Consider the following 21,081-nt stretch of genomic DNA (forward strand, 5'->3'; position numbering starts at 1 on the left):
TTTTGAGCATAATATTCACACAGCTGCTCGCAACACGGGCATTGCTGTACTCCAGACTTTTCAACCTGATGATTTCTCGATAATTCACCATGATTATCGACCTCCATAATAATATTTGCACAACTTGTGTGCCTATATTCATTATAGGGAGGTGCTCTATGTATCGGATATACATGCTCCCACTTATCGGAATGGGTGCTCTATTTTACCGGAAAACATGCACTTTTCAACTGGAATACTCACCAAAAATGAGTCCGATGATGCTTCCTATTGCTATCGATCCAATGAGTATAAGGGGAAACCTGTAATTTTTCCAAACGCTCGTTTTCTTCTCAACCATTTTACTGCACCCTTCCATAATTATTTTTGTTTGTGATAGATTCTACTGCTTTTGAAAGCTGATACATTGCAGTTTCCAGTGTCTTCCTCGGACATGCCGCATTAAGCCGCATGTATCCGTTAAGACCGCGGCAGAATGCATTGCCGTCGTTTAGGCCAAGCCCTGCATCCTGTACCATGAATCTGTTGAGTTCATCATTGGACATGCCAAGCTCCCTGCAATCCAGCCATACAAGATATGTACTATCAGGAAGATTAGGCTTTATCTCAGGTATGTGCTTAGCGCAATAATCCCTTACATAAAGGATGTTTCCTTCAACATACCTAAGAAGCTGTTCAAGCCATTCAGATCCTTGTCTGTAAGCCGCCTCGATTGCTACAAGGCTGAAGCAGTTGTTCCTGTGAATATCCAGCCCTCGCCAGAAGGAATCAAACAGTTCCTTCTTTTCAGCATCCGGAAATATTGCGAAGGATGCCTGTAGTCCTGCAAGATTGAAGGTCTTAGTTGCTGATGTGCACGTGATCGTAATTTCAGATGATTCCTTCGAAATTGATGCAGTCGGGATATGCTTGTTTCCCCAAAGCAAAAGGTCTGAGTGTATCTCGTCTGAGATAATAAGGACACCATACCTGCGGCAGAGTTCAGTCATTCGCTCAAGTTCAGACTTCGTCCATATCTTTCCTATTGGATTGTGTGGACTGCATAGGATGAAAATACTGGGTCTTTCCTTGAGCTTCTCTTCAAAGTCATCAAAGTCGATTGAATATTTACCATCTGATTCTACTAGCTGATTTTCAATAACAGTTCTGCCCCATGCCTCTACTACCTCATAGAACTCCGGGTATACAGGTGTCTGAATCAAAACCTTGTCATATTTTGATGTGAACTCCCTGACGATTACTGATAGTGTAGGCACTACACCAGGGCTGAAGCTGATAAGGCTTTTGTCGACATCCCATGAATTCCTGTTCTTTTGCCAGGTGCAGAATGCCTCATAGTATGAATCAGGACGTGTGGTGTATCCGTAGATTCCCTGTTCGGCTCTTGTTAGTATCGCTTCCTGTATTGGCTCGGCTACCTTGAAGTCCATGTCTGCTATCCACAAGGGTATCACAGCATCGGTCTTGAATTTTTTCATCCTTTCATCGTATTTGGCTGAGAAGTTTTTTTTACGGTCAATGATTTCATTGAAATTGTACTGCAATGTTATCCTCCTTAGTTTTTATATTTGTTTCACAGAAGGTATAGCAATATGCATGCCAATTGAAGTTTTTATCAATAACTATGGAACAAGTTAAGTTTATGCTAAGATATGGCTCCTTATTGCAGGTATAAGCGGCAATCAAGAGATTAAAATGGTTAAAGTATAACCACTTTAACCATTTTAATCCTAATATTTGGTTCTCATATCACTTAAAACAGTGATCCCTTTGCTGTTGATTTTGCTGCCACCTCTTCCCTTCGAAATTTTTATAAGCGAAAGTCCGTCAAGCTTGTTGAGGATATCTCTTATTTCCTGCTGAGACAGGTAAATACCGATATTATCAGCCCTCTCTGCTATTGAATTTCTTCCGATGGTTTCATGATTTTCATATGCTTCATTCAGGCATTCGAGAACAAAAAGATAATCATCCAGCCTATTCCCTGCAATTCGAAGAAGAAGTTCTGATTCATAGCTTCCGTTTGTACCTGATAGAACTTTGGACGGTTTTGATATGCAAGAATGGAAGCTTTGAGGCAGGTCCTCGCAATCTATAATATTCTTGTCCAGATATGCGAGATACTCCACGTAGTTCCTAAGCTCTCGGATGTTTCCATTCCAGATATGAGTCATAAATGCTTTCTCTGCGTTCGGGGACAATTCGAATCGTACACCGAATTCCTTCATGAAAACATTTAAGAGAAGCATAATGTCATCACCTCTCTCCCTCAAAGGAGGCAGCTGGACTGGCAGGGTATTAAGCCTGTAGTAAAGGTCTTTCCTGAAGGTTCCTGAAGCAACCAGTTCATCCAGAGATTCGTTGGATGCTGCAACGATCCTCACATCTACTGTTATTATCTTGTTCCCGCCTATTCGCATTACTTCCCCCTCCTGTATTACCCTGAGGAGCTTTATCTGAAGAGCAGGACTCATTCCTTCGACCTCATCCAGGAAAATGGTTCCTTTGTGAGCAAACTCAAAAAGACCTAATTTCCCCCCTTTTCGGGCACCTGTGAATGCCCCGTCCTCGTATCCGAAGAGCTCACTCTCCAGAAGGTTGTCAGGAATAGCGGCGCAGTTGATGGCAATGAAGGGATACTCTTTTCTGGCTGAGCTGTTGTGTATGGCCTGTGCGAACAGCTCTTTGCCTGTTCCGCTTTCTCCGGTTATAAGGATAGATGAGTTGGTCTTAGCCATTTTTCCAGCTATTGATTTAGATCTCATTATTACTTCGCTGTTTCCGATAATATCTTCAAACCTATATTTGGCCTTATGTCCTTTATTCAGCAGCTGTATCCTGAGGTTATGCTGCTTGCTCTCTTCCTCAGTGAACCTCTGTATTGTGGCAAATGAACCCATATATTCTGAACCTCGGATAACCGGGGATATTGAATAGTTGATGTCTACTCCTTTTATACGTACTAGACGGTTCTCAATCTTCTTCCTTGATTTTCGGCATTCGTCAAAAGGGATGAAAGGAACAGCCTCTGATGCAGGTTGGTTAACGATGTTCTCAGAGGTTATTCCTGCAATGTCACATGCCTTGGGATTACATGCGAAAATATAGCTGTTCTCGTCAACTCCGATGATTCCATCATCCATGATGTTCAAGAGTATCTCGAACTGACTCTCGAGCCTCAGTGACCTTCCAAAAAGCTGGTCAAAGCTATAGTTATTGGCAGCGATTGACCTGAAGTAGCTTCTGAACTGTTCCCTTTCAAGGAGGAAGTCGAACTTCAGCCTGAGAGCAATCTCAACGACTGTTGTCGATGCAAGAACCCTTTGACCAAGGTTGAGTATCCTTTCGACATCTTCCGGGACATATCTGCTCTCATCCGGTGTAACTGCTAGTCTGAAACCACCAGGTGGATTGCATCCAGGATAGCATGGAGTGAACTTTATATGGTTGATGCCAAGCTGGCTAAGCCGGGTTATTGCCTCTCGCACCATCTTCTCACTCAGGTTAACGAACAGTGCTTCTGTACCTTCAGGAAGCTCAAGGAGCACCTCTATGGCCTTCTTTGTATAAGTAACCTCAATCTCGACCATCGGGCGTCCTTGAGGTATGTATCTCTGGAGATCTGACATGCTTTCAAATGCATCAGTAGAAACCACATAGAGATCCGCATCAGCGATATCTTGGACTGACCCATCCCTTACATGGTAAGCGGATGTTACAACAAGCTCACCAAAAAGATCAATTATCTGGTTTTCGTAAAATTTTGATGCCACCTGATCCCATGCTATTACAGTGATTTTTTTCTTTATGATAAACACCCTTTCAAAGCTGTTTTTGCAAATGCGATGTCTCAGTGAAAGTGTATGTCATAGACGACAATTCTACAAGCAGCTTTTTTGGCATGCAATTTGCTTAATAGGATAGCATGAATACAAGCAAGGAAAGGATGATAAGGGATGCTGACAGAAACAGAATTGGTTGAGCTATTGAAGAAGGAGGTGGTACCTGCCCTGGGCTGCACAGAGCCTGTGGCAGTTGCATTAGCTGCTGCCTCTGCTGCGAATGCTGTTGGAGGTGAGGTAATATCCATAAGGTTAACAGTGAATCCCAACATCTTCAAGAATGGCATGTCAGTCGGCATACCGGGATTTGATAAGGTTGGGCTCAAGTATGCCGCCTCGCTGGGAGCATGCCTGAGAAATCCTCATAAAGGACTAAGGCTTCTTGAGGACCTTGATGAAAGCATAAGATCAAAAGCGGATAGAATAGTAGGTGAGTCGATGGTTGAAGTCAGTATTGACCATTCAAAGACTCTGATTTATGTAGATGCAGAAATAATAACTGAGAATGGAAAGGGCACGGCCATTATAAGGAATACACATTCAAATATCGAGTATCTGAGTGTGAACGACAAGGTACTTATGAACCTGGCTAAGAGCCCTGAATTCGAAGGGGATTTGTATTGCAAGCTCAAAAGGATGAAGATAATGGATATAAGGGAGCTTGTTGACTCGGTAAATACTGAGAGCCTCAGCTTCATGATGGATGGAGTCGACATGAATGAGAAGATAGCTGAATTTGGAATGGCTGGCGAAAATGGGGTAGGCATAGCTGGAGCAATGAAAGAAATGACATCAGGTACTGTCATGGGGGACAGCCTGCAAAGCAGGATAATGATGAAGACAGCAGCCTGCGCAGAAAGCAGAATGTCTGGATGCCCTCATGCGGTGATGAGCAGTGCCGGCAGCGGCAACCATGGAATTACAGCGATAATACCGGTTGTTGAGCTTGCTGCACATAATGGAAATAGCAGGGATGAACTGATCAGGGCTATAGCATTTTCACACGCGCTTAATGTGTACATAAAGCAATATACAGGAAAGCTGTCAGCAACCTGCGGCTGCGGTGTATCTGCCGCTTCTGCGGCTGCAGCTGCCATGACAAAGCTTCTTGGAGGTAATGACAGGCAGATTGAAGGGACAATTATTAACATGGCTGGAAACCTTACAGGTATGATTTGTGATGGAGGTAAGGTTGGGTGTGCTCTGAAGCTTGCTACAGCAAGCGGTGCCGCTCTAATGAGTGCATACTTGTCCATGAGTGGAGTAGTAATCTCCCCTACTGATGGAATTGCCGGATCCAGTGCAGAGGAGGCCATATTAAATATGGGACTTGTCAGCAATCCAGGTATGATGCAGACTGACAAGGTGATTCTGGAAATAATGACAAGGAATTCCTGATAAAAAAGAAGGATCATTTCGGGATATTAGGGTGACAATACTGAACAGCGCACTGTTCAGTATTGCCACCTTGTACTAATCCATTTTCAGCTTGTTTTTTCCTGTTTTTTCCTTGAGTAAAATTTTATAAAAATCCATTGACAGTTGCCTGGATAACCTCTATAATAAGTTTTGTTCTGAAAAATTACTGCATGCGGTGATTTGAAGAAACCAATACGTATCAGCAACATTCTTGCAGCATACGTTTTGATTATAGTAAATTTGCGATAGGTTCGACCATCGTAATTTACATCTATCTGGTGTCTATGACTTTGAGGGTTACACCCGTTCCCATTCCGAACACGACGGTTAAGCCTCAAGGTGCTGATGATACTGCAGGGGAAGCCCTGTGGGAAAGTAGGTTGTCGCCAGATTCCGGATCTTTAGCTCAGTTGGTTAGAGCAACCGGCTCATAACCGGTCGGCCCGGGGTTCGAGTCCCTGAAGGTCCACCATGGGGGTATAGCTCAGTTGGGAGAGCACCTGTTTTGCACGCAGGGGGTCAAGAGTTCGAGTCTCTTTATCTCCACCACAAAAGAAGCGTCTAAGGACGCTTTTTTTGTTGCCGTGAAATTTTGTTGATTACTGGTGAATGTTTTATCATTCTATATTTGACAGTCAAAACAATTGGTGTTATATTTTATGAAATGATACAAGTCTTCAGGGCGGGGTGTAATTCCCCACCGGCGGTAAAGCCCGCGAGCCTATTTGGCAGATTCGGTTAGATTCCGAAGCCGACAGTAAAGTCTGGATGAAAGAGGACAAGAATGGGACGCTTGCGTCTATATTCGGCTTTTTTAGGTTCTGAAGATATTCAGGACCTTTTTTTGTTTTTCCAAATAAGGTCAGAGTAATGATTGCTGGTTTGTTATTCGCTGAAAGTGGAGGAATCATCATGGACATGGATTTTATGAAAAGAGCCCTTGAAATTTCCAGCAGAGGTGAGGGAAGAGTAAATCCAAATCCTCTGGTTGGTGCGGTAATAGTGAAGGATGGAAGGATAATCGGGGAAGGCTGGCATGAATATTACGGAGGACCACATGCTGAAGTCAATGCAGTCAGAAGCGCCACAGAGGATGTAAGAGGCTCTACCATATATGTGACATTGGAGCCGTGCTCTCACTACGGAAAAACCCCTCCATGTGCTGAGCTTCTTAGAGCTAAGGGATTCAGAAGGGTCGTAGTTGCCATGACAGACCCCAATCCACTGGTGGCAGGAAAGGGAGTTGAAATACTCAGGGAAGCAGGAATCAGGGTCGATGTAGGTATGCTTGAGAAGGAAGCACAGAAGCTGAATGAGATCTTTATAAAGTATATACTCACAAAGCAGCCTTTTGTGATAATGAAAAGCGCAATGACGCTGGATGGCAAGACAGCTACTTCCGAAGGGGAATCCAAGTGGATTACCGGAAAAGAATCCAGAGAATACGTCCACAGGATTAGGAACAGGGTATCCGGCATAATGGTTGGAATAGGCACAGTGCTTGCTGACGACCCGTCTCTTACTGCAAGGACTGAGGGTGGGTGTGACCCAGTGAGGATAATTGTGGACTCAAGGCTGAGGATTCCGATGACTGCAAAAGCTCTTCACGGTCCAGGCAGGACTATAATAGCAACGACAGAAGGCTATGACAGGAATAGATATGAAGAGCTTGAGGAGCTTGATTCTGTAGAGGTGCTGGTTTCCGGAAAACCAGGTTCGGGTGTCGACCTTAAGCACCTATGTTCACACCTCGGGGCTGAAGGTATAGACAGCGTGCTACTGGAAGGCGGATCTGAGCTTAACTGGTCAATGATAAATGAAGGTCTGGTAGACAAGGTAATGACATTCATTGCGCCAAAGATCCTTGGGGGGTGCGAATCAAAGACGCCTGTCGGAGGAGACGGATTTCCAGGGCTGGATGATGCACTTGTACTTAATGGTGTTGAGGTCACAAGATTTGGAGACGATACCCTGATCGAGGGATATGTGAAAAGAGGTGACAATGATGTTCACGGGACTTGTTGAAGAAATCGGGTATCTTGAATCAGTGGTTCATTCAGGCAATTCGATGAAGATAAGGATCAGGGCATCCAAGGTGCTTGAAAATGTCAGAAAGGGTGATTCCATAAGCACCAACGGAGTATGCCTTACTGTCACATCCTTTGATTCATCAACATATACAGCTGATGTAATGCCTGAGACCATGAGACTTACTAATCTTGGAAGCCTCGTCAAAGGGAGTCCTGTCAACCTTGAAAGGGCAATGCTTGCCGGAGGCAGGTTCGGAGGGCATATAGTATCAGGCCATATAGATGGTATCGGACATGTAAGGAGCTTCAGGGAGGAGGATAATGCGACCTGGATTTCTGTGGAATGTACTGATGAGCTACTTAAGTACATAGTGGCAAAGGGCTCGATAGCCATGGATGGAACAAGCCTGACAGTGGTTGACACAGACAACAGCGGGTTCAGGGTCTCAATAATACCAACGACAAAGGATGAAACGGCTCTCTTGAGAAAGAAGGCAGGTGATCCTATAAACCTTGAATGTGACATAATTGGAAAATATGTGGAGAGGCTGCTTTCATTCAGGGATGACGGGCGAAAGAAGGACATAAGCGTGGATTTTCTTAAGGATAACGGCTTTTTGTAGGAGGAGAGAAAATGTTCAATACAATAGAAGAAGCACTGAAGGATATCAAGGATGGCAAGATCGTTGTTGTTGTGGATGACGAGGACAGGGAGAATGAGGGTGACCTTCTTATGGCAGCTGACAAGGTTACGCCTGAAGCTGTAAACTTCATGGCTACCTACGGAAGAGGCCTGATATGCATGCCTATTACAGGCAAGCTGGCCTCGGAGCTGGATTTCTGCAACATGGTGGAAAACAGTACCGATCCTAAGAAGACGGCATTCACTGTTTCGGTGGATTCTAACAGATCAACTACAGGAATCTCTGCCTATGAGAGGTCTGCAACAATAAGCCATATAATGGAACCGGGAGCAAAACCTGATGAGTTCAACAGACCTGGACATATATTCCCCCTTGTTGCAAGGGAGGGTGGTGTCCTTGTCAGGGCAGGGCATACTGAAGCCGCTGTGGATATGGCTCGGCTTGCCGGATTTTCACCAGCCGGAGTCATCTGCGAGATAATGAGGGATGACGGACACATGGCAAGGGTTCCTGAACTTGAGGCATTCTGTGAAAAGCACGGATTGAAGCTAGTGACGATCAAGGACCTCATTGAATACAGGAGGACCAAGGAGATACTTGTTGAGAGGGTAGCTGAAACCATCCTTCCTACAAAGTATGGGAGCTTCAGGATGATCGGTTATGTCAGCAAGGTCAATGGCGAACATCATGTAGCACTTGTCAAGGGAGATGTAACCACACCCCAGCCGGTCCTTTGCAGGGTCCACTCTGAATGCCTTACTGGCGATGCATTCGGCTCAATGAGATGCGATTGCGGGGACCAGCTGGCTGAGGCGTTGAAAAGGATAGAAAGTGAAGGAAGGGGCATCCTGCTCTATATGAGGCAGGAGGGAAGAGGGATAGGCCTGATCAACAAGATCAAGGCATATGCTCTCCAGGACCAGGGAATGGATACGGTCGAAGCCAATCTTGCACTTGGCTTCCAGGAAGACCTGAGAGATTATGGTATCGGAGCCCAGATACTTTATGACCTTGGCGCCAGGGAGCTGAAGCTCATGACAAACAATCCCCAAAAGGTAATCGGGCTTTCAGGATATGGAATCAGGATCACCGAGAAGGTCCCTATACAGCTAAACCATAATGAAGTAAATGAATTCTACATGAAGACCAAGAAGGAAAAGATGGGCCACGAGCTTAATTTTGAGGAGGAATAGAAATGAAGGTTTATGAAGGAAAGCTGATTTCAGAAGGAAAAAGATACGGTATCGTAGTTGGAAGGTTCAACGAGTTCATTGGCGGAAAGCTCCTGGCGGGAGCCCTGGACGGGCTTAAAAGGCATGGGGTCTCTGAGGATGACATCGAAATTTCATGGGTGCCCGGTGCGTTTGAGATTCCGCTGATTGCGAAGAAGATGGCATCCAGTGAAAGGTATGATGCCGTCATATGTCTTGGTGCGGTAATAAAGGGATCCACACCACACTTCGATTACGTTTCAAGTGAAGTATCAAAGGGCGTTGCCCATGTGTCCCTTGAAACTGGGATACCTGTAATCTTTGGAGTGTTGACCACTGATACGATTGAACAGGCCATAGAAAGGGCAGGGACAAAGGCTGGAAACAAGGGCTTTGATGCTGCAGTCACTGCAGTAGAGATGGTCAACCTTATCGGGGAGATCAATGGCTAGGATAACCCTGTCGGGAATCAGGACCATATATTTTGATTTCGACGGGACAATACATGAAAGCAACAGGGTATATGCTCCGGCCTTCAGAAAAGCCTACAGATACCTTGTTGACGAAGGCAAGGCAGATGAAAGGACCTTCACAGACAAGGAGATCTCAGTTTGGCTGGGGTATTCGAGGACTGAAATGTGGAAGAGCTTCATGGGTCATCTGGAGGAAGACTACAGGAAAAAAGCTGGTGAGATGATAGGCAGGACCATGAGGGAAGGTATCGAGGAAGGGACTGCAAGGCTTTATGAAGGAGCTGCACATGTTCTTTCAGAACTGAAGAAAAGGGGATATGTTCTCGTATTCCTCAGCAACTGCGGCCGCAAATACATGGAGACCTCGTCAAAGGCATTCGGCCTTGAAAAATACTTTGACTCCATGATATGCTCTGAAGACCATGGATATATCCCTAAGGATGAGATTCTGAGGGGTGTCATGTCCAGATTTCCCATGGGACAGGTCATAGTTGGTGACCGGTTCCATGATGTGGAGTCTGGAGTAAGGAACGGGATTCCTTCCATATTCTGCGAATACGGATATGGAAGCTTAGATGAAGGAAGGGATGCTACCTACAGCATAAGGGATATAAGGGAGCTTCTAGATATTCTTCCCTGACTTGTTTACACCACCCTTGCCAATATGGTAAAATACGCTGTAAAACAAAATAAAAGACAGTTCGTAACCATCCTGTCTATAAACAAAACTAGGATCAGCTGATTTTGGCTTTATTATGGTGCGCACAACGCACCATTTTTTTATTGTCATGGCATCCTTTGTTGTTCATTAAGGCGTGGTTTCAACAAGAAGGAGAAAAAAATGCAGACAACACAAAGAAGAGAAAATATTGCGCCGGTACTTAACAGGACCTCAAAGCTTGCGATATCGGGAATAGTCATTGCAGCATATGTGGTGATCATGTACCTGACCCAGGGATTTGCCTTTGGTCAGTATCAGATAAGGATAGCCACAGGGCTTTATGCGCTGGCCGCGGTTCATCCGTTTCTTGTCGTTCCTCTGGGCCTTGCAAACCTCCTGAGCAACACGCTCATGGGTGGACTTGGAATGCTTGATATGGCTGGAGGACTGGCAGCAGGCCTTCTGACTGCAGGGCTCTGCAGGCTTCTCGGAAGATACAACATCTACCTAACGGCTATTCCGATAATGGTTGTGCCGACGCTCCTGGTTCCTGTCTGGCTGTCATACATCCTGGGCCTTCCATATCTCATGCTGGTAGCAAGCCTTGCTGTAGGGCAGGCTGTTTCAGGAATAGCAGGAGCTGTCCTCGCATCACGTTTGAAGGGCAGGATATAGGATGGGAATGGAAAAGGACCTGTCTCTTCTTGGTAACAAGGATGTGACCTACAGATTCGACTATACGCCTGAAGTTCTTGAGACCTTCATAAACAAGCACCAGGACAACGACTATTTCGTCAAGTTCAACTGTCCTGAATTCACAAGCCTTTGCCCTATAACCGGGCAGCCTGATTTTGCAACCATATACATATCATATGTTCCTGATGTAAATATGGTTGAAAGCAAGTCTCTGAAGCTATACCTGTTCAGCTTCAGGAATCGCGGAGATTTCCATGAGGACTGCATGAACATCATTATGAAGGACCTTATCCGGATAATGGATCCCAAATATATAGAGGTATGGGGAAAGTTCACTCCAAGGGGAGGGATTTCAATTGACCCATATTGCAATTATGGGAAAAAAGGCACCAGATGGGAAGCTGTGGCCGATAGAAGGCTAGAGGAGCACGACATGTATCCTGAAAAAGTCGACAACAGATAAAAATAGCCTGCAGAGGTGATCTGCAGGCTATTTTTTCATTCACCCATAGCAAATAGAAGGATTTTTCTGGTCCTTGGACCGTCAAATTCACAGAAGAGTACTGACTGCCATAACCCCAGGTCAGGATAGCCGTTGGTAATAATTACGGTAACTGAACATCCTATGGTAGAGCTCTTGATATGGGCTGTGGAATTGCCTTCCATGTGCATGAAGCTCTTATCCTCCGGGAATGCCTTTGACAGACCGAGAAGTATGTCCCTGGCCACATCACCATCGGAACCGTCATTGACTGTGATAGCGCCGGTAGTGTGGTGAGAGAATACATTGAGCAGTCCTGATTTGATACCAGTTTCCTTGACGAAGCTACGGATTTTTTCGGTTATGTCCACAAGCTCTTCTTTCTTCGAGGTCTTGATTTCGATCTCTGACTTTTTTGTTATCATGATATCACCACCTGGCTTTATATTTAAGTTCTAGTCAGAAGGTTCGATTGAACATGAAGTAATGGGACATTGCCTTTACACCTGATATTTCTGTTAATTTGATTATACTCCAATTGAAATGTTGTAGTATTGAGTTGACCGATTGTTTATAAGTTATTAATTTTATTCATTTCGTGAATAATGCGATATAATCGAAGTATAGACTTGGATTAGGTGGTGGAGAATGCTTGGAAGGGTAAAGCAGTTCCTGATAAGTATTTCAGGGACATTCAAACGGCTGGATGAGGATTATCTGGTCGAACATCTTGATAAGAGTCAGCTTACGCTGTTTCTTAAGCTTTCAAAGATAGATGCGCAGCACAGTATAAGGGTAGCGAAAGCAATGGAGAAGGATGCCCCGGAGGATCTTAAGCATTTATATGCTGGCATCGGTTTGTTCCATGATATCGGGAAGTGTCGAAGACCTCTGTCCATAGCCGAGAAGGTAGCAATTGTACTGGCTCATGCCATGCTGAAGGAAAAATTGAAGAGGTTTTTGAAATTCAAGGCAGTCGAGACCTATATGGAGCATGGGCGAATAGGAGCGGAAATACTTGAAGGCAGGGGGATTTTCTATGATGTGCCCTGGGTGAGGGAGGTCGTGCGATACCACCATGATATGTATTACAGTTACCTGGGTGAAAGTGATACTGAGAGTCTGTTCAATGGAGCGATGAATTCACTTAGGCTTGCAGATAATGAAAACTGACAATAGCAACACCCGGCACTTAATTCCGGGGGAGGGAATAATAGTATGAGCATCAAGAGAACTACAAAAAACAGGAAGAACATCATTATCGGGATAGTAGTTGCAATCATAGCACTGCTCCTGGCATCATCATCACTGATCGCTGAGCTCCAATGGTTCAATGAGGTTGGATATACAAGGACCTTCCTTACACGTGCCATGGCAGTTGTGGCACTCACAATACCCATTTTTCTGATCCTTTTTGTCATCTCATTCCTATATTTCAGGGGGATCACAAAAAAATATGATTCCGCCGTATATCCTCCAAAGCCATCGAGGGTAATAGCAACCAGGAACAAGACCTTCTATTTTGCATCAGGAGTATTTTTCCTTTTCATTTCAATAAATATTGCCATGAATTACTGGTATGTGATCCTGCAGTTCTTGAACAGTGTGGATTTTAACATTTCAGACCCGATATTCGGAATGGATGTGTCATTCTATGTATTCAAGCTGCCTCTTCTTAATCTCCTCATATCTGTCTCCAGGACAATAATTGTCGTAATAGGCATAATCACTGTTGGGGTATACCTTGTGATTTCAGCATCATCATCCCTTGGAAGGTTAGACCTGAGGGATGTTAAGGGTAATTTTGAGGTAATGAAGACAGGTTTCATACAATTTGCTGGAAAACCACTTGCAGTGCTTGCAGCGATATTCCTTGTCCTCACCTCTGCAGACTATTATCTGGGCACATTTGACATAATGTACAGCCCGAGAGGCGTGGTTTTTGGTCCAGGCTACACTGACGTCAAGGTGGAGGTTCCTTTCCTTTATATTCTTGCAGGTCTGTCGCTTCTTTCCGCAGTAGTTGTTTCCTATGGTGTGGTAAAGAGGAATGCGAAATTCATTCTGGTTCCAATAGCAGCGATCTTCGTAATGAATGTCGTTGAGGGTATAGCCATAGTGGGAGTACAATCGGTTGCGGTAACTCCAAACGAGCTCGAAAAGGAACGCCCGTACATAAGCAACAATATTGATATGACAAGGAAGGCATTCGGGCTGGACAAGATAGAGATAAGGACGTTTGATGCAAACAAGAACCTGACAAAGGATACACTGGAGGAGAACCGTGATGTGGTCGATGCGATAAAGATCAACTCATATGACCAGACTCTCAAGTTCATCCAGCAGACTCAGGTTATCAGGTACTATTATGACTTCAATGATGTCGATATAGACAGATATACCATAAATGGAGAGAAGAAGCAGGTGTTCCTGTCTGCAAGGGAGATCGACACAAGCATAATTGATCCGGCGACATGGCAGAACAAGCATCTCTTCTATACACACGGCTATGGCGTGATCATGAGCGATGCATCCACGGTTACAAGCCAGGGTCAGCCGAGCTTCCTCATGAAGGACATTCCTACAACCAACTCGACTGATATTCCGCTCGAAAACCCCAGGCTCTATTTTGGTGAGCTTACATCAGACTACACTATAGTAAATACGGATATCGAGGAATTCGACTATCCTAAGGGTGGAGAGAACGAGACCTACAGATATACAGGTGACGGTGGAATAAAGCTTGGCCTGCTGAACAAGGTTCTATATTCCATAGTTGAACAGGAGCCTAAGATACTTATCTCTTCGATAGTCAACAGTGACTCCAGGATACTTAGAAGGAGGAACATTGTCGACAGGGTTTCCGCAATCGCACCTTTCCTTGCTTATGATGAAGACCCTTATCTTGTGATAGCGGACAGCAAGCTCTACTGGATAATGGATGCATATACGACATCATCGAGATTCCCATATGCACAGACCTTTGATGGGTACAACTACATCAGGAATTCGGTTAAGGTTACTGTTGATGCATACACGGGGGATGTGAATTTCTACCTGTCAGATTCGAACGACCCGATCGCACTCAGCTTCAACAAGATATTCGGAGGACTGTTCCAGGATATGTCACTTATGCCTGAAAGTATAAGGTCGCACATCAAGTACCCTGAGAACCTTTTTGAATACCAGGCTGTTGTCATGGAGAGATATCATGTGACCGACCCTAACGTATTCTATAACGGTGAAGATATCTGGGAGAGGTCCAAGAGCACAAGGACTGTGGTTGATGCAAAGTCTGTCAGCGATGCATACAGCCTGTTCACGAGATTCCCCGGAGAAGAGGAGCTGGAGCTCATTTTCACAGACTACTATACGATCAAGGGAAAAGAGAACATGGTAGCGATCGTAAGTGCCAGAATGGATGGGGAGAACTACGGCAAGATAGTAGAGTTCAAATTCCCGCCGCAAAAGACGGTATCGAGCCCTTACCTGTTCAGGAACAAGCTTAACCAGGATACTACAATATCGAAGGAGTTAAGCCTGCTTGACGCAAGGGGCTCAGCAGTCAATTTTGGAGATATTGTAATTACACCAATCAATGACTCACTTCTTTATGTAGTGCCACTATACCTTGTTGCTGAAGGGGAGAATTCAATACCTGAGGTCAAGAGGGTAATAGTATCGAATGATGACAGGATCGTAATAGCGGAATCCCTGGACAAGGGTCTTCTGGATCTGTTTGGATACGGACCGGGAGGGGAGACCCCTGAAGAGCCAGGAAAGCCGGGAGAGGTGCCAGGAGACCTTCTTCAGCAGGCTATGGCGCTATATGAGGCTGCCATTGCAGCTCAACGGGACGGAAACTGGGCTGAGTATGGAAGGCTCATTGAAGAGCTGGGCAAGGTAATTGAAGCGCTGCAGGATTAGGAGGACTGAATATGGATTATGATGTAGTGATCCTTGGCGGCGGTCTTGTTGGATGCTCACTTGCCTATGAGCTCTGCAAGTACAGCCTGAATATTGCGGTTATCGAGAAGAATTTCGATATTGCTGAAGATGCTGCCCTTTTCAACTCATCCCTGATACTGGATGGCAAGGATGAGGAGGACGAGGCGGTATTCAGGAGAATCAAGGAAAGCTCCGAAGAGTTGGGGAGGCTTTCCACGGCCCTGGGTGTTTTCCACGAGAAGGTCCCGTCATTCACTATCTACAGGGATAAGGATGAAGCAAAAAGGATATACGACAGGGCGGTCAGGAGAGGAATAGAGGGAATAAGCTTGCTTTCAGAAGACGGACCGATAAAAAGGAATCCGCTTATAAAGGATGATCCGTCTTGTGTAATATACTCCGAAAACACGGGAGTAATAGCACCATACGACTATGCCACAGCAATGGCTGAGATAGCATTCGACAACGGGGTAAGCTTCAGGCTTGAGGAAGAGGTTACAGATATCCAGAGACAGGCTAGAGGTGGAATGAAGATCACCACAAATAAGAACAAATACACATCCAAGCTGGTAATCAAGACCACATTCGGAGACAGATATACAATCAAGCATGAGGATTCAGTGATGTTCCCTACTGAAATTCTCGAGAATATGCTCATCGAGAAAGATTTCAAAGGTGAAATAAGGAACATAATCACGAGATACAAATCAAATGGGGAAGTCGTGACAATACTTCCAAGCTCAACCAACAAACTTGTTGCTTCCTTCAGGACCAATGAAAGGAAGGAATTCTCCGGAGTAAAGAAGGAGGTTGAAAGTGTTATCGGGCCTTTTCCTGCAGAAAGAGTGGATATACTGAACCAGACAATATACTGGAAGGAGCCTGTATTCCTGGATTGCGAATTTGCGGAAAAGGGATATATACATGTTCAGGCGAAAAGCTATGCGGTTGACTCAATCATGACATCGCTTACTAAAGATACGGTTAGTGCTGTTGTTGAGCACTTCAAGGCAATGCCGGTATCCGAATTCAAATCAAAGACAAGAGAGTACTACAGGTTCAGTGAAATGTCAGACAAGGAGAGGAATGAGCTAATCAGGATTGATCCGAAATACGGAAACATGGTCTGCCTGTGCTCGAATGTCACAGAGGGTGAAATAGTTGATTCAATCAGGCGTCCGCTGGGAGCAAGGACAGTTGAAGGTGTCAGGAGAAGAACCAGGATAGTATTTGGAAGATGCCAGGGCTCCCATTGCCTTACAAAGGTAATAAGGATACTTGCCAGGGAGCTTGACAAGAATCCCATGGACATCATGAACGATAAGAAGAATTCCCAGGTCATCGCTTCTAGGATCAAGGAATTCGACACCATGTAGGAGGTTTGTTGTGGAAAAGGAGTACTACACAAGTGTAATCAGGCTGAAGGGCGATCCAAATGTAAGGATGGTTCCAGTGAAGAGCACTGAGCCTATTGAGACCTCGTTATTCATTGAGTGCTCTAAGGTGTTATCAAGAGTATATGTAGGCACGCCAGTAAAAAAGGGTGACATTATTTGCAGCAATATCCTGAATACGGGAATCGACATCATAGCTACCAAGAGTGTCGGGATGTTGACCTTTAATCTGGATGGAGATATAATCTAAGAATACAGAAATAAACCATTGAAGAGATTAGTAGCCTTCTTTCAGGCAGATAGAGACAGGGTGGTTTGGTGAAAACCCGATGCTTGATACAGGTGAATCCGCCTCGGAGGGGCTGCGACGAGCAGCACGGTCACACCGTTACATGTGTTTGAGGATGGTTATTACCATTGAATTAGGGTGGCACCGCGAGTCATATCGTCCCTTCGGATGATATGGCTTTTTCATATCCAAAAATAAGCCTGTTTAGGCGAATAAAACAAACGGAGGAATAAAAAATGCTGGACATCAAAAGGATAAGGAACAATCCTGAAGAGATAAAGAGGCTCATGGCCAACAGGGGGGAAGCACTTGACCTGTCGGACATCGACAGGGTCGTCGCTCTCGATGAGGAACGGAGGCAGATACTTGTCAATGTTGAGGCTGACAAGTCGAGAAGGAACCAGGTATCAGCTGAGATACCAAAGCTCAAGAAGGCCGGACAGGATACTTCAGCCATCATGGCAGAAATGAAGGCTCTCGGAGATGAGGTCAGGATCCTTGACCAGAAGGTGAAGGACATCGACGCTGAGATCGAATATATCATGCTGAGACTCCCTAACATACCAAACGAGCTGGTACCGGATGGAGCGACTGATGCTGACAATGTCGAGATCAAGAGATGGGGAGAACCCAAGGCATTCGGATTCGATCCCAAGGCGCACTGGGACATAGGCACAGACCTTGATATCCTCGACTTTGAGAGGGCAGGCAAGATAACAGGCTCAAGGTTCACGATACTCAAGGGATTCGGCTCGACACTGGAAAGGGCTGTAATCAACTATTATCTTGATACACATACCGATTATGGCTACACAGAAATATTCCCGCCATTCATGGTCAACAGGACCTCAATGACAGGTACGGGACAGCTCCCGAAATTCGAAGAAGACGCGTTCAAGGTGACAAATGACGACTACTTCCTGATTCCTACGGCAGAGGTGCCTGTAACGAACATGTACAGGGATGAGACCTTCTCGGGCGATACGCTGCCGTTGAAGCATGTGGCCTATTCAGCCTGCTTCAGGGCTGAGGCAGGTTCTGCAGGAAGGGATACAAGAGGACTTATCAGGCAGCACCAGTTCAACAAGGTGGAGCTCGTCAAGTTCACTAAGCCAGAGGATTCATATGCCGAGCTGGACAAGCTTGTAGAGGATGCCGAGAGGGTCCTTCAGGGCCTCGGAATACCTTACAGGATCGTCAGGATATGCAAGGGGGACCTTGGTTTCACAGCAGCCCTCAAGTATGACATCGAGGTATGGATGCCAAGCTACAACAGGTACGTGGAAATATCAAGCTGTTCGAACTTCGAGGATTTCCAGTCAAGAAGGATAAATATCAAATACAAGGAAACCCCGAAGGACAAGCCTCAGTTTGTCCATACGCTGAATGGTTCAGGAGTCGCAATCGGCAGGACCGTTGCAGCGATCCTTGAGAACTTCCAGAATGAGGACGGCTCAGTCACCATCCCTGAAGTCCTCAGGCCATACCTGAAGGGTAAGGAAGCAATAACAAGATAACAGGATACTGAAAACAAATATGAATGATTTATACACCCCATGCATCCGATACTGTATTATAATGGTATCAGCACGGGGTGTAATTCTATCTTAAGGAGAATTGGCTTGAAGGCAAGTGTAAGGACCTATGGGGCTACAAAGGACAGGCTGGGGGGAGAAAAATGGCTTGAAGTTGATGTCCCTGAGAAAACCAGCATCAGAGAACTTATGCAGATCCTTGGTATTGCTGACGATGAAATCATGGCAATAATGAGTGATGGAAGATTTATTGACAGGAACGAACATATCAATGAAGGAGACAGGCTTCAGCTGCTGCCGTTCATCGGAGGGGGCTGAAGAGAAGGAAATGGGGGATAACATGAAAATACTGAGAGTCAACATGGGAACAGGATCTATAAGACTGGAGGAGCTTCCGGAAAAATATGCTCTTCTCGGCAACCGAAGTCTGGTATCATCACTGATTTGTGATGAAGTGATCCCGACATGCAGCCCGATCGGTCCTAACAACAGGCTGTACATAGCTTCAAGTCCTCTTGAGGGATTCGGTGTCACAAGCACGGGAAGGATTTCGGTCGGTGCCAAGAGTCCTCTCACCGGTGGCATCAAGGAAGCCAATGCGGGTGGTACAGCGGGCTCAAGGATGGCAAGGCAGGGTCTTGGTGCGATCGCTATTGAAGGAGCGGCTGAAGGGTCCTGGATACTCAGGATATCATCAAGCGGTTCCGAGCTTCTTGAAGCACCTGAATTTGCAGGCCTTGGGACCTATGAGACCACAAGCAGGCTGCTTGACAGGTTCGGAAGGGACTCATCGGTAATCTCCATAGGTCCGGCGGGAGAGAACCTTCTTCTAAGTGCAGGCGTGTTCGTGAGCGATGTTGAAGGTGATTCCAGCAGGGCGGCAGCCAGGGGAGGACTGGGCGCTGTTATGGGCTCGAAGGGGTTGAAGGCGATAGTCATCCAGAATGACGGCACCTATAAGCCTGAACCCTCTGATAAGGCTGAGTTCATCAAGGCGAGGCTGGCTCTTCACAAGGCGATTCTTGAGAATCCCGGCGCTCAGGCATACACGAATTACGGGACTATGGGAATACTGCTTCCACTCCATGCCCTTGGCACATTGCCAGGCAGGGGATTCACAGATGCTGACTTCAAAGGCGTTGAATCAGTAAGCGGAGAGAAGATGCTTGAAAACATGGCTGATAGGGGCGGGGAAGGTAAGGCTGTACATTCCTGCATGCCGGGCTGCGTCATCAGGTGTTCAAATGTGTATCCTGATAAAAATGGCAGGAAGATCGTTTCGCCCCTGGAATATGAAACAAGTGCCCTGCTCGGGACAAATCTGTGCATAGACGACCTTGATGTTATAGCGGAGCTAAACAGGAAATGCAATGACTACGGCATTGACACCATTGAGACCGGAGCAGCGCTCGGTGTGGCGGCACATGCGGGCATACTTGAATGGGGTGATGGAAGGAAGGCAGCCGAGCTCATAGACGAGATAGGGAAGGGCACACATCTTGGGAAGATACTTGGCAGTGGCGCAGCAATCGCAGGAAAGGTGCTTGGAGTAAATAAAGTCCCTGCGGTAAAGGGCCAGGCAATGGCTGGATATGATCCGAGAGGGGTAAAGAGCATGGGCGCCACCTATGCCATGACACCGATGGGAGCTGACCATACCGCTGCAGTGACTTTCAGGGCCCCGATAGACCAGTTCAGATGGGAGGGAGGAATCGATGTCTCAAGGAACATCCAGGTGACAGTCGCATTCTATGATACCTATTTCTGTTCGTTCGTGGCAAGGGGAGTCGGTCCTTCGACACATCTTCTCAAAGACCTGTTCAACACCGCATTCGGAACTGAATACCAGGATGATTCGTTCATATCCGAGATCGGCAAGGAGTGCATAAAAAAGGAAAGGGTGTTCAACATTGCGGCTGGAGTAACTGAAGAATGGCTGCCTGAGTGGATGAGGGAAGAGCCGCTTGAGCCTCATGGAAGGGTGGCGGACATACCAGCATCTGAGTTTGAAAGGTTCTGGGACAAGTCCTTCTGGGGCGAATTCCCGCCGATGCCAAGGAGATTCTGAAAATGATGAGGAGGCAAATATGTTTTCAGGTATGAGCATTTTTGAGATCGGCATGCTGCTGTGTTTTGGGGCAGCATGGCCTTTCTCGATATACAGGTCGCTGAAGTCGGGATCCATAGCGGGCAAGAGCCCGTTCTTCCTATGTATCATCATGGTAGGCTATATATGCGGGATACTCAACAAGCTTCTGTACAGATATGACCAGGTGGTCTTCCTCTATGCACTGAACCTTGTCATGGTATCCACGGATTTCCTGATCTATATAAGGAACTCCAGAAGGCTGAGAGGATCTGAAGCTTGAATGACACTCAGGAAGGCCAGAGACTCTGCAGATTGGCGAACTACCCCAGGTTAAAATAATGGAATTTACTGGTTAATTGATAAAGTAAC

At 45.8% G+C, this 21,081-nt stretch carries 19 protein-coding genes, 2 tRNA genes, 1 rRNA gene, 1 riboswitch and 1 other annotated feature; of the genes, 19 read left to right on the forward strand and 3 right to left on the reverse strand.

Annotated elements, in window-relative coordinates; translation table 11 throughout:
* Nucleotides 1-341: 341 nt before the first annotated feature.
* On the reverse strand, nucleotides 342-1,544 hold the full coding sequence (locus T472_RS05000) for a MalY/PatB family protein (RefSeq protein ID WP_023388113.1): 1,203 nt from the start codon (nucleotides 1,542-1,544) through the stop codon (nucleotides 342-344).
* 186 nt (nucleotides 1,545-1,730) lie between these two features.
* The gene (locus T472_RS05005; RefSeq protein ID WP_341372042.1) at nucleotides 1,731-3,773 is read right to left on the reverse strand and encodes a sigma-54 interaction domain-containing protein; all 2,043 of its coding nucleotides are present in this window, start codon (nucleotides 3,771-3,773) and stop codon (nucleotides 1,731-1,733) included.
* A gap of 183 nt (nucleotides 3,774-3,956) precedes the next feature.
* On the opposite strand from T472_RS05005, the gene T472_RS05010 reads away from it, so the two are divergent.
* The 11 genes from T472_RS05010 to queF all read left to right on the forward strand — a co-directional run bounded on the left by T472_RS05010 (nucleotide 3,957) and on the right by queF (nucleotide 11,439).
* Nucleotides 3,957-5,240 carry an L-cysteine desulfidase family protein gene (locus T472_RS05010; protein ID WP_023388111.1) on the forward strand — a complete coding sequence of 428 codons (1,284 nt, stop codon included), beginning with the start codon at nucleotides 3,957-3,959 and terminating at the stop codon, nucleotides 5,238-5,240.
* A gap of 295 nt (nucleotides 5,241-5,535) precedes the next feature.
* A 5S ribosomal RNA gene (gene rrf / locus T472_RS05015) occupies nucleotides 5,536-5,653 on the forward strand.
* 3 nt (nucleotides 5,654-5,656) lie between these two features.
* Nucleotides 5,657-5,733 (forward strand) — tRNA-Ile (locus T472_RS05020).
* A gap of 1 nt (nucleotide 5,734) precedes the next feature.
* A tRNA-Ala gene (locus tag T472_RS05025) sits at nucleotides 5,735-5,810 on the forward strand.
* Nucleotides 5,811-5,930: 120 nt separating this feature from the next.
* Nucleotides 5,931-6,045: riboswitch (FMN riboswitch) on the forward strand.
* A gap of 128 nt (nucleotides 6,046-6,173) precedes the next feature.
* On the forward strand, nucleotides 6,174-7,286 hold the full coding sequence (gene ribD / locus T472_RS05030; protein WP_023388364.1) for a bifunctional diaminohydroxyphosphoribosylaminopyrimidine deaminase/5-amino-6-(5-phosphoribosylamino)uracil reductase RibD: 1,113 nt from the start codon (nucleotides 6,174-6,176) through the stop codon (nucleotides 7,284-7,286).
* Nucleotides 7,267-7,914 carry a riboflavin synthase gene (locus T472_RS05035; protein WP_023388365.1) on the forward strand — a complete coding sequence of 216 codons (648 nt, stop codon included), beginning with the start codon at nucleotides 7,267-7,269 and terminating at the stop codon, nucleotides 7,912-7,914. Before ribD ends, T472_RS05035 begins: the two co-directional genes overlap by 20 nt.
* A gap of 11 nt (nucleotides 7,915-7,925) precedes the next feature.
* The gene (locus T472_RS05040; protein WP_023388366.1) at nucleotides 7,926-9,128 is read left to right on the forward strand and encodes a bifunctional 3,4-dihydroxy-2-butanone-4-phosphate synthase/GTP cyclohydrolase II; all 1,203 of its coding nucleotides are present in this window, start codon (nucleotides 7,926-7,928) and stop codon (nucleotides 9,126-9,128) included.
* A 2-nt stretch (nucleotides 9,129-9,130) separates the two neighbouring features.
* On the forward strand, nucleotides 9,131-9,598 hold the full coding sequence (ribH, locus tag T472_RS05045) for a 6,7-dimethyl-8-ribityllumazine synthase (protein WP_023388367.1): 468 nt from the start codon (nucleotides 9,131-9,133) through the stop codon (nucleotides 9,596-9,598).
* Nucleotides 9,591-10,259 carry an HAD family hydrolase gene (locus tag T472_RS05050; RefSeq protein WP_023388368.1) on the forward strand — a complete coding sequence of 223 codons (669 nt, stop codon included), beginning with the start codon at nucleotides 9,591-9,593 and terminating at the stop codon, nucleotides 10,257-10,259. Before ribH ends, T472_RS05050 begins: the two co-directional genes overlap by 8 nt.
* Before the next feature lie 201 nt (nucleotides 10,260-10,460).
* The gene (locus T472_RS05055; RefSeq protein ID WP_023388369.1) at nucleotides 10,461-10,955 is read left to right on the forward strand and encodes a QueT transporter family protein; all 495 of its coding nucleotides are present in this window, start codon (nucleotides 10,461-10,463) and stop codon (nucleotides 10,953-10,955) included.
* Between the two features lies 1 nt (nucleotide 10,956).
* The gene (gene queF, locus T472_RS05060; RefSeq protein ID WP_023388370.1) at nucleotides 10,957-11,439 is read left to right on the forward strand and encodes a preQ(1) synthase; all 483 of its coding nucleotides are present in this window, start codon (nucleotides 10,957-10,959) and stop codon (nucleotides 11,437-11,439) included.
* A gap of 35 nt (nucleotides 11,440-11,474) precedes the next feature.
* Here the strand turns inward: queF and T472_RS05065 are convergent, their stop codons facing one another.
* Entirely contained in the window at nucleotides 11,475-11,882 is a 408-nt protein-coding gene (locus tag T472_RS05065; RefSeq protein WP_023388371.1) for a secondary thiamine-phosphate synthase enzyme YjbQ, read from the reverse strand.
* Nucleotides 11,883-12,105: 223 nt separating this feature from the next.
* Between T472_RS05065 and T472_RS05070 the strand changes: the two genes are divergently transcribed.
* The 8 genes from T472_RS05070 to T472_RS05105 all read left to right on the forward strand — a co-directional run bounded on the left by T472_RS05070 (nucleotide 12,106) and on the right by T472_RS05105 (nucleotide 20,992).
* The gene (locus T472_RS05070; RefSeq protein WP_023388372.1) at nucleotides 12,106-12,630 is read left to right on the forward strand and encodes an HD domain-containing protein; all 525 of its coding nucleotides are present in this window, start codon (nucleotides 12,106-12,108) and stop codon (nucleotides 12,628-12,630) included.
* Nucleotides 12,631-12,675: 45 nt separating this feature from the next.
* Nucleotides 12,676-15,384, forward strand: coding sequence for a UPF0182 family membrane protein (locus T472_RS05075; RefSeq protein WP_023388373.1), 2,709 nt, complete (start codon nucleotides 12,676-12,678; stop codon nucleotides 15,382-15,384).
* Nucleotides 15,385-15,395: 11 nt separating this feature from the next.
* Nucleotides 15,396-16,781 (forward strand): FAD-dependent oxidoreductase, encoded by a 1,386-nt coding sequence (locus T472_RS05080; protein ID WP_023388374.1) that lies wholly within the window; start codon nucleotides 15,396-15,398, stop codon nucleotides 16,779-16,781.
* Between the two features lie 10 nt (nucleotides 16,782-16,791).
* Entirely contained in the window at nucleotides 16,792-17,049 is a 258-nt protein-coding gene (locus tag T472_RS05085; protein ID WP_023388375.1) for a DUF1667 domain-containing protein, read from the forward strand.
* Nucleotides 17,050-17,058: 9 nt separating this feature from the next.
* Nucleotides 17,059-17,255, forward strand: a binding site (T-box leader).
* Nucleotides 17,256-17,324: 69 nt separating this feature from the next.
* Nucleotides 17,325-18,605 (forward strand): serine--tRNA ligase, encoded by a 1,281-nt coding sequence (gene serS / locus T472_RS05090; protein WP_023388376.1) that lies wholly within the window; start codon nucleotides 17,325-17,327, stop codon nucleotides 18,603-18,605.
* 105 nt (nucleotides 18,606-18,710) lie between these two features.
* On the forward strand, nucleotides 18,711-18,941 hold the full coding sequence (locus T472_RS05095; protein WP_023388377.1) for a MoaD/ThiS family protein: 231 nt from the start codon (nucleotides 18,711-18,713) through the stop codon (nucleotides 18,939-18,941).
* 22 nt (nucleotides 18,942-18,963) lie between these two features.
* Nucleotides 18,964-20,691, forward strand: a complete 1,728-nt coding sequence (locus tag T472_RS05100; RefSeq protein ID WP_023388378.1) for an aldehyde ferredoxin oxidoreductase C-terminal domain-containing protein — start codon at nucleotides 18,964-18,966, stop codon at nucleotides 20,689-20,691.
* A 31-nt stretch (nucleotides 20,692-20,722) separates the two neighbouring features.
* Nucleotides 20,723-20,992 (forward strand): hypothetical protein, encoded by a 270-nt coding sequence (locus T472_RS05105; protein ID WP_040906732.1) that lies wholly within the window; start codon nucleotides 20,723-20,725, stop codon nucleotides 20,990-20,992.
* Nucleotides 20,993-21,081 lie beyond the last annotated feature (89 nt).

The sequence above is a fragment of the Youngiibacter fragilis 232.1 genome (genome assembly GCF_000495435.3).
Lineage (GTDB): Bacteria > Bacillota > Clostridia > Clostridiales > Clostridiaceae > Youngiibacter > Youngiibacter fragilis.